This is a genomic window from uncultured Limnohabitans sp., assembly GCF_937889215.1.
Taxonomy (GTDB): domain Bacteria; phylum Pseudomonadota; class Gammaproteobacteria; order Burkholderiales; family Burkholderiaceae_C; genus Limnohabitans_A.
This window is the reverse complement of the sequence record NZ_CALBEX010000036.1, coordinates 1-8,158: the sequence shown is the minus strand read 5'-3', so window position 1 is coordinate 8,158 and position 8,158 is coordinate 1. Positions and strand designations below refer to the sequence as shown.

The following is an 8,158-nucleotide window of genomic DNA, read 5'->3' as shown; positions in this document are numbered from 1 at the left end:
ACCCCCTCAAGATAGCGTGTCTACCAATTTCACCACGACGGCTGGATGCAATTGACCGGCTTGCATGAGGTACACCTTGAGTGCATGTTGCTTGCTGGTCAGACTACGATTTTACTCTGAAAAAACCCCAATTCCCCTTATCAAAGTCGGAAAATTGTGCACAGCAGCAAAGTTGAAAGCCGCTTGTGCACGGGCATCATTTAGCAGGTACTGCGGGGGGTACGCTATTGTCTTGCGGTGCGGCAGGCTTGTTGCCTGGAATCTGCGCGGCGGTGCTGGTATCCACCGGGGCCGGTGCAGGTGCGGTCACGGCCGCGCCTTCCAAAACGCTGCCTGATGAAGCAGGTGTCAGGTTGCCAAAATAGGCCAGCGATAAAGTGCAAACAAAGAACACCGCAGCTAACACCGCCGTGGTACGCGACATGAAGTTGGCACCGCCTGTGGCACCAAACAAACTGCCAGAGCCGCCGCTGCCAAACGCAGCGCCCATGTCAGCACCTTTGCCGTGCTGGATCAAGATCAGGCCAATCATGGTCAGTGCGGACAATAACTGCACCACCAAAATCAAAGTCAACATCACGCTCATCAAAATTCTCCGAAAATCAAAAAAGAAAGGTCAAAAGCTCAACGCGAAGCGGCTTTCAACATGGTCAAAAAATCAGGGGCCTTGAGTGCAGCGCCACCGATCAAGCCGCCATCCACATCGGGCTGGTCCAGCAAGGTCGCCGCATTCGCCGCATTCATGCTGCCACCATACAAAATGGACACGCGATCGGCATGTGGGCTGGCCGCTTGCAATTGGGCGCGCAAGACGGCATGCACCGCCTGGGCTTGCTCGGGTTTGGCGGTCAGGCCTGTGCCAATGGCCCATACGGGTTCATAAGCCACCACGATTTCACTGATGCAATGGCCATTGACCTGGATCAACGCGGCCAATTGGCGCTTGACCACCGCTTCGGTTTCACCCGCTTCACGCTCAGCCAAGCTCTCACCCACGCAAACGATCGGGGTGATGCCCCCAGCCAATGCGCGCTGGGCCTTGAGCGCCACCAAGGCATCTGACTCCGAATGGTCCCGGCGACGCTCAGAATGGCCGAGGATGCAATAGCGCACACCAAAATCTTTCAGCATGCTCGCAGAGACTTCACCCGTGTAAGCGCCCGACTCATGCGGCGAAACATCTTGCGCCCCCAAAGCCAACTCAGAACCCGCCAGCAATGTCTGAAGCTGCGACAGATAAACCGAAGGCACGCACACTGCAGCATGGCAATAAACCTCGGCCATGCCCTGCAGCAGCTCAGCCACCAAAGATGCATTGGCCGCCAAGCTGCCATTCATCTTCCAGTTGCCGACCATCAATTTCTGACGCTTGCTCATCACCAAGTCACCACCAATTTGCCCACATGCTGGTTGGTTTCCATCAAAGCATGGGCTTGCGCCGCACCCGATGGCAAGCCGCCGCCCTCTTGCATAGCGCCGAACACACTGTGAATCACCGGCTTGATCTGGCCAGATTCGAGCCACGGCCAAACCTTGTCACGTAAAGATTGTGCAATCGCAGCCTTGAAGGCCACAGGACGCGGACGCAGTGTCGAGCCGGTGATCGTCAAACGGCGACGCAACACCAACCCGGCATTGAGCTCGCTTTTGATGCCGCCTTGCACGGCGATGATGACCAGACGACCGTCTTCGGCCAAGGCCTCGACTTCGCGTGCCACATAGTCACCCGCAACCATGTCCAAAATCACGTTCACACCCTTGCCGCCCGTCAGGCTCATGGCCTCGGCCACAAAGTCGGTGGTTTTGTAGTTGATGGCGTGGTCCGCGCCCAAGGCCAGACAAGCTTGGCACTTTTCATCGGACCCTGCCGTGGCAATCACGGTCGCACCGGCTGCTTTGGCCATTTGGATGGCGGTGACGCCAATGCCACTGGTGCCGCCCTGGATCAACAAGGTCTCACCTGCTTGCAAGCGTCCACGGTCAAACACATTGCTCCAAACCGTGAAAAAGGTCTCGGGCAGCGAAGCCGCTTCGGTGTCCGTCAGGCCCTTGGGCACGGGCAGACACTGAAGCACAGGGGCAACGCACCATTCTGCATAACCGCCACCGGCCACCAAGGCGCACACGCGGTCACCTACCGCCAACCCGGCCTCGGCCATGGCGGCGGCATCACCCGACACCACCACGCCCGCCACTTCGAGGCCCGGGATGTCCGACGCGCCCGGCGGAACCGGGTAATTGCCGGTGCGTTGCAGCACGTCGGGGCGGTTGATACCGCTGGCCGAAACGTGAATGAGCAACTCCCCTGCCCCAGCCACAGGCTCTGGACGCGTGCCAGGCACCAATACCGCTGGTGCGCCGTAGCTCTGAATTTCAATGACGTTCATGGTGAGTCCGTTTCAGGGGATCGGGTGATCGCTGACCACCCGAGACCAGGATTTAGCCCTGTGCGGGACGGTCCAACAAAGCCTTCATCGACAGCTTGATGCGGCCTTTTTCGTCGGTTTCCATGACCTTGACTTTGACGATCTGGCCTTCGCTCAGGTAGTCGGTGACCTTCTCAACGCGCTCGTGGGCGATCTGGCTGATGTGCAACAAACCGTCTTTGCCGGGCAACAAGTTGATCAATGCACCGAAGTCCAAAATCTTGGTGACGGGGCCTTCGTAGACCTTGCCGATTTCGACTTCAGCGGTGATCTGCTCGATGCGCTTCTTGGCAATGTCGGCCTTCTCGCCGTCGGTGGCCGCGATCGTGATCGTGCCGTCTTCGCCGATGTTGATTTGGCAACCGGTTTCTTCGGTCAGGGCACGGATGGTCGCGCCGCCTTTGCCGATCACGTCACGGATTTTCTCGGGATTGATCTTCATGGTGAAGAGCTTGGGCGCGAAGTCCGACACTTCGGTGTTGGCTGTGCTCATCGCCTCTTGCATCTTGCCCAGAATGTGCATACGGGCTTCTTTGGCTTGGGCCAAAGCGACTTGCATGATTTCTTTGGTGATGCCCTGGATCTTGATGTCCATCTGCAATGCAGTAATGCCGTTGGTGGTACCGGCCACTTTGAAGTCCATGTCACCCAGGTGGTCTTCGTCACCCAAGATGTCGGTCAACACCGCAAAGCGGTTGTCTTCCTTGATCAGGCCCATAGCGATACCGGCCACGTGGGCTTTCATCGGCACACCCGCGTCCATCATCGACAAGCAGCCGCCGCAGACCGAAGCCATGGACGAAGAACCGTTCGATTCGGTGATTTCGGACACCACACGCATGGTGTAGGGGAACTCTTCTTTGGTTGGCAACACAGCGGCCAAAGCACGCTTGGCCAAACGGCCGTGGCCGATTTCGCGGCGCTTGGTCGAGCCCATGCGGCCCACTTCGCCAGTGGCAAAGGGAGGCATGTTGTAGTGGAACATGAAGCGGTCTTCGAACTCGCCAGCCAGCGCGTCGATGCGCTGAGCATCGCGCTCTGTGCCCAAAGTGGTGACCACCAAAGCTTGGGTTTCGCCACGTGTGAACAGGGCCGAGCCGTGTGTGCGGGGCAGCACGCTGTTGCGGATTTCGATGGGGCGCACAGTGCGTGTGTCGCGGCCGTCGATGCGGGGCTCACCGGCCAAAATCTGGCTGCGCACGATGCGCGCTTCGATTTCGAACATCAGGCCGTCAAGCTTGACACCGTCAAAGGCGACGCCTTCTGCAGCCAAAGCGGCTTTGACCGAAGCGTAGGCGTCACGGCAAGCGTGTGTGCGGGCTTGCTTGTTGCGGATTTGGTAGGCGGCGCGCAGCTTTTCTTCGGCCAATGTGGCCAGCTTGGCTTCGAAAGCCAAATCGCGGGCAGGCGCTTGCCAGTCCCACACAGGCTTGCCGGCTTCACGCACCAACTCGTGGATGGCGTTGATGGCAATCGCCGACTGCGCGTGGCCGTACACCACACCACCCAGCATGATTTCTTCGGACAGTTGTTGGGCTTCGGATTCGACCATCAGCACAGCGGCTTCGGTACCGGCCACCACCAAATCCATCACGCTGTCTTTGCGCTGGGTCTGGCCGGGGTTCAGCACATACTCACCGTTGATGTAACCCACGCGGGCGGCACCGATGGGGCCGTTGAACGGAATGCCCGAGATGGACAAAGCGGCAGACACGGCGATCATCGCAGCGATGTCGGCGTCGACTTCAGGGTTCAAAGACACGGTGTGGATGACCACATGCACGTCGTTGTAAAAACCTTCGGGGAACAGAGGACGGATGGGGCGGTCGATCAGACGGCTGGTCAGGGTCTCGTGCTCGCTGGGCTTGGCTTCACGCTTGAAGAAGCTGCCGGGGATCTTGCCAGCGGCGTAGGTCTTCTCGATGTAATCGACGGTGAGCGGAAAGAAATCTTGACCGGCTTTGGCGATCTTGGAACCCACGACAGTGGCCAGCACCACAGTGCCTTCCATGTCGAGCAGCACAGCGCCGCCGGCTTGGCGAGCGACTTCGCCGGTTTCCATCTTGACCGTGTGCTGGCCCCACTGGAAGGTTTTGGTAACTTTATTGAAAATGGACATGTCCGGAACTCCTGAAAATAAAAGCGCATGAGGCTGCACTGTGGGCCCGGAAGTTGACGCTCTGAACTCGATGCCATTCCACAAGACCTTGCAAAACTTTGCTGTAAAGCCTTGTGGAATGACGCAGCGCGAGATCGCCCTGACAAATTCCGACTGAAAAAAGAATAAAGCGCCTGAGCTAGTGAACTAACTCAGGCGCTTTTCATCTGGAGGGACGATTACTTACGCAGGCCAAGCTTGGCAATCAGCGCAACGTAACGGTCAGCATCACGGGACTTGAGGTAGTCCAGCAGCTTGCGGCGACGGCTCACCATGCGCAGCAGACCGCGGCGACCGTGATGGTCTTTGGCGTGTGTTTTGAAGTGAGGTGTCAGCTCGTTGATACGGGCTGTTAGCAAAGCCACTTGGACTTCTGGAGACCCAGTGTCGTTGGCTGCACGTGCATTGGCCTTGACGACCTCTGCCTTGATTGAAGATGCAATCATGGTTTTTTCCTTGTTGTTTCGCTGGATTCTGAGGAATTTCAGCGGGTGAATGACTTGCGCCAGCGGCTGGAAAAGCCAATGGCGTGCGCTTTGCAAATCGCAAAACAGACTGATTATAGCCCAAGACACTGCGGCGCAGCACCCTTTTGGGGCCCGTTAAACATCCGGCCATCGCCCGGATTGCACCATGTGACACGACAGCACCCAAACCCTCCGCATAATTGCGCCAAGCCCGCCGCTGCCCTGCGCGGCTTCGACACAGTCCAAAGGTGCCAACATGTCTTCTGCCAAACCCCTGCGCGGTGTGCGCATTCTCAGCCTGGCTCTGAATTTGCCCGGCCCCGCTGCCCTGATGCGCTTAGCGCAAATGGGTGCCCGCTGCACCAAAGTTAACCCGCCTGCCGGGGACCCCATGCAGCACTACACACCCGATGGCTATGCTTTGCTGCACAAAGGCGTCGTCCATCGCACCCTGGACCTGAAAACAGAGCTTGGCCAAAAAACTTTGCACAAGTTGTTGTCCAGCACCGATGTCTTGCTCACCTCTTTCCGGCCTTCGGCCCTGGTCAAGCTGGGCTTGGGCTGGAGAACGCTGCACAAGCAATACCCTACGCTGAGTCTGATCGAGGTGGTGGGCGCTCCCGGTCCTTTGGCTGAGATTCCAGGCCACGACCTGACCTACCAAGCGGAAGTGGGTTTGGTCAACGGCATGGATTTGCCACCCAGCTTGTTTGCCGACATGGGCGGCGCCCTCATGGCCAGTGAGGCCTCGCTCAAGGCCGTGCTGTCACGCCAGACCAGCGGCCAGGGCTCGCGGCACGAGGTGGCCCTGTCGGAGGCCGCCGCCTGGTTGGCCTTGCCCCGCCAATTGCGCATGACCACCCCCGATGGCGCTGTGGGGGGTGCGCACGCGGGCTACCGCATTTACGCATGCAAAAATGGCCGTGTGGCTGTGGCCGCCTTGGAGCCGCACTTTGCGGCCAGCCTGTGCAAGGCCGCGGGCATCCCCCTGACCCATACGGTGAAAGACCTTTTCAAGCCCGAAACGCAGCAAGCGGTGGCCGCATTTTTGGCCAGTAAAACACGTCTTCAACTGGACAAACTGGCGGCGGACAAGGACATCCCCTTACTGACCTTGCCGAGATAATTCGACTTGGCTTGTCACTGCTTGGCCTGCCTCACGAGCCGAGGCCGATGCCACAAGGCCGCCTGCGCAGGGAGGTGGCCTTCGAAGCCCGATAAAATCGCGGGCTTATGACAAACCAACTCGACAAAAAATCCCAAGCCTGGTCGGCTCTTTTTTCTGAACCCATGAGCGAGTTGGTCAAGCGCTACACCGCCAGCGTGTTCTTTGACAAGCGCCTTTGGCAAGCCGACATCACCGGCAGCCTGGCCCACGCCGAGATGCTGGCCACGCAAAACATCATCGGCGCCAGCGACCTGGCCGACATCCAGCGCGGCATGGCGCAGATCACCCAAGAAATCGAATCCGGCGCTTTTGAGTGGAAGCTGGACCTGGAAGACGTGCATCTGAACATTGAAGCGCGCCTGACCCAATTGGTGGGCGACGCGGGCAAACGCCTGCACACCGGCCGCAGCCGCAACGACCAAGTCGCCACCGACGTGCGCCTGTGGTTACGCAGCGAGATGGACCTGATCATCGACTTGCTGGCCGACCTGCAAAAGTCGCTGGTCGATGTGGCCGAGCAAAACGTCGAGGTCATCATGCCCGGCTTTACCCACTTGCAAGTGGCCCAGCCTGTAAGCTTTGCGCACCACCTGCTGGCTTATGTGGAGATGTTCAGTCGGGATGCCGAGCGCTTTACTGATGTGCGCCGCCGCACCAACCGCCTGCCGCTGGGCTCTGCAGCCTTGGCGGGCACCACTTACCCGCTGGACCGCGAGCGCGTGGCGCGCACGCTGGGCATGGTCAATGAAAACGGCCAAGCACAGGTATGCCAAAACAGCTTGGACGGCGTGAGCGACCGCGACTTTGCCATCGAATTCACCGCCGCCGCTTCTCTTTGTATGGTGCACATCAGCCGTTTCAGTGAAGAGTTGGTTTTGTGGATGAGCCAGAACTTTGGCTTTGTGCGCATCGCTGACCGCTTCACCACCGGCTCGTCGATCATGCCGCAGAAGAAAAACCCTGATGTGCCCGAGCTGGCTCGCGGCAAGACCGGCCGGGTGGTCGGCCATTTGATGGGCCTGATCACCTTGATGAAGGGCCAGCCCCTGGCCTACAACAAGGACAACCAGGAAGACAAAGAGCCGTTGTTTGACACAGTGGACACGCTCAAAGACACGCTGCGCATCTTCAGCGAAATGGTGGGCGGCCAGGTCAACCCCGCCACGGGCCAGAAAGAAGGCGGCATCAATGTGAATGCCGCAGCCATGGAATCCGCCGTTAAAAAGGGCTACGCCACCGCCACCGACTTGGCCGACTATTTGGTCAAAAAAGGCCTGCCGTTCCGCGACGCTCATGAAGTGGTGGCGCACGCCGTCAAGACCGCACAGGGCCTGGGCGTGGACTTGTCAGAGTTGCCACTGGAGACGCTGCAAAAGTTCGACAGCCGCATTGAAACCGATGTGTTCGGGCCGCTCAGCCTGCAAGGCTCGCTGAACGCCCGCAACACCTTGGGCGGCACCGCGCCTGAGCAAGTGCGCCGACAGATCGCACGCCATCGAAGCCGCTTGGGCTGAGGCGGCCTATTTTTTCTGCACCGGATTGGCCAGCAGCAAGTTGGCTGGATAGGCCCGCATGAACTCGCGGGCTTTGTCGATGGGGGCGTTTAGCCAGGCGCCATAAGCGCCTTCGTTCAAGATGGCCGGCATGCGTTTTTCGTTGCCGTTTTGACCATAGCGGTTCATCAGGGCGTGGCTGTTGGCGTTCACCGTGAGCAAGGTGAAACTGACGATTTCTTCTTCGCCTTGCGTCCAGCGCTCCCACAAGCCCGCCACCCCCATCGGCTTGCCATCGACCCGTGCAATGCGTGTCGGCACCGCCTTGCCGCTGCGCCAGTCGTCTTCTAAAAACGCTTGCATTGGAATGATGCAACGCTGCGCATTCAGCCACGTCTCTCGCGTGGGCGTCGCGGTGCTCATGGTTTCGTAGCGTGTCACCGCGA

The 8,158-nt window shown here is 59.0% G+C and carries 8 protein-coding genes; 2 read left to right on the top strand and 6 right to left on the bottom strand.

Annotation, left to right across the window (positions count from 1 at the left end; genetic code table 11):
- Positions 1-196: 196 nt before the first annotated feature.
- From secG to rpsO, 5 genes are all read right to left on the bottom strand, one after another.
- Entirely contained in the window at positions 197-586 is a 390-nt protein-coding gene (gene secG / locus Q0341_RS00915; RefSeq protein WP_299509941.1) for a preprotein translocase subunit SecG, read from the bottom strand.
- A gap of 38 nt (positions 587-624) precedes the next feature.
- Positions 625-1,377, bottom strand: coding sequence for a triose-phosphate isomerase (tpiA, locus tag Q0341_RS00910; protein WP_299509940.1), 753 nt, complete (start codon positions 1,375-1,377; stop codon positions 625-627).
- Positions 1,377-2,387, bottom strand: coding sequence for an NAD(P)H-quinone oxidoreductase (locus tag Q0341_RS00905; protein ID WP_299509938.1), 1,011 nt, complete (start codon positions 2,385-2,387; stop codon positions 1,377-1,379). Before Q0341_RS00905 ends, tpiA begins: the two co-directional genes overlap by 1 nt.
- A gap of 52 nt (positions 2,388-2,439) precedes the next feature.
- On the bottom strand, positions 2,440-4,545 hold the full coding sequence (gene pnp, locus Q0341_RS00900; RefSeq protein WP_299509937.1) for a polyribonucleotide nucleotidyltransferase: 2,106 nt from the start codon (positions 4,543-4,545) through the stop codon (positions 2,440-2,442).
- Positions 4,546-4,763: 218 nt separating this feature from the next.
- Entirely contained in the window at positions 4,764-5,030 is a 267-nt protein-coding gene (gene rpsO / locus Q0341_RS00895) for a 30S ribosomal protein S15 (protein ID WP_019428565.1), read from the bottom strand.
- A gap of 277 nt (positions 5,031-5,307) precedes the next feature.
- Between rpsO and Q0341_RS00890 the strand changes: the two genes are divergently transcribed.
- Together Q0341_RS00890 and argH are read left to right on the top strand one after the other, a co-directional pair.
- Positions 5,308-6,177 carry a CoA transferase gene (locus Q0341_RS00890; protein ID WP_299509936.1) on the top strand — a complete coding sequence of 290 codons (870 nt, stop codon included), beginning with the start codon at positions 5,308-5,310 and terminating at the stop codon, positions 6,175-6,177.
- A gap of 107 nt (positions 6,178-6,284) precedes the next feature.
- On the top strand, positions 6,285-7,733 hold the full coding sequence (gene argH, locus Q0341_RS00885) for an argininosuccinate lyase (RefSeq protein WP_299509934.1): 1,449 nt from the start codon (positions 6,285-6,287) through the stop codon (positions 7,731-7,733).
- A 6-nt stretch (positions 7,734-7,739) separates the two neighbouring features.
- Here argH and Q0341_RS00880 read toward each other — a convergent pair.
- Positions 7,740-8,158 (bottom strand): SOS response-associated peptidase family protein (locus Q0341_RS00880; protein ID WP_299509932.1); only part of this gene is annotated, 419 nt, incomplete at its 5' end.

Excerpts from the sequence above, each read along its gene's own strand:
- secG (WP_299509941.1), bottom strand. The coding sequence starts at position 586 with ATGAGCGTGATGTTGACTTTGATTTTGGTGGTGCAGTTATTGTCCGCA.
- tpiA (WP_299509940.1), bottom strand. The coding sequence starts at position 1,377 with ATGAGCAAGCGTCAGAAATTGATGGTCGGCAACTGGAAGATGAATGGC.
- Q0341_RS00905 (WP_299509938.1), bottom strand. The coding sequence starts at position 2,387 with ATGAACGTCATTGAAATTCAGAGCTACGGCGCACCAGCGGTATTGGTG.
- pnp (WP_299509937.1), bottom strand. The coding sequence starts at position 4,545 with ATGTCCATTTTCAATAAAGTTACCAAAACCTTCCAGTGGGGCCAGCAC.
- rpsO (WP_019428565.1), bottom strand. The coding sequence starts at position 5,030 with ATGATTGCATCTTCAATCAAGGCAGAGGTCGTCAAGGCCAATGCACGT.
- Q0341_RS00890 (WP_299509936.1), top strand. The coding sequence starts at position 5,308 with ATGTCTTCTGCCAAACCCCTGCGCGGTGTGCGCATTCTCAGCCTGGCT.
- argH (WP_299509934.1), top strand. The coding sequence starts at position 6,285 with ATGACAAACCAACTCGACAAAAAATCCCAAGCCTGGTCGGCTCTTTTT.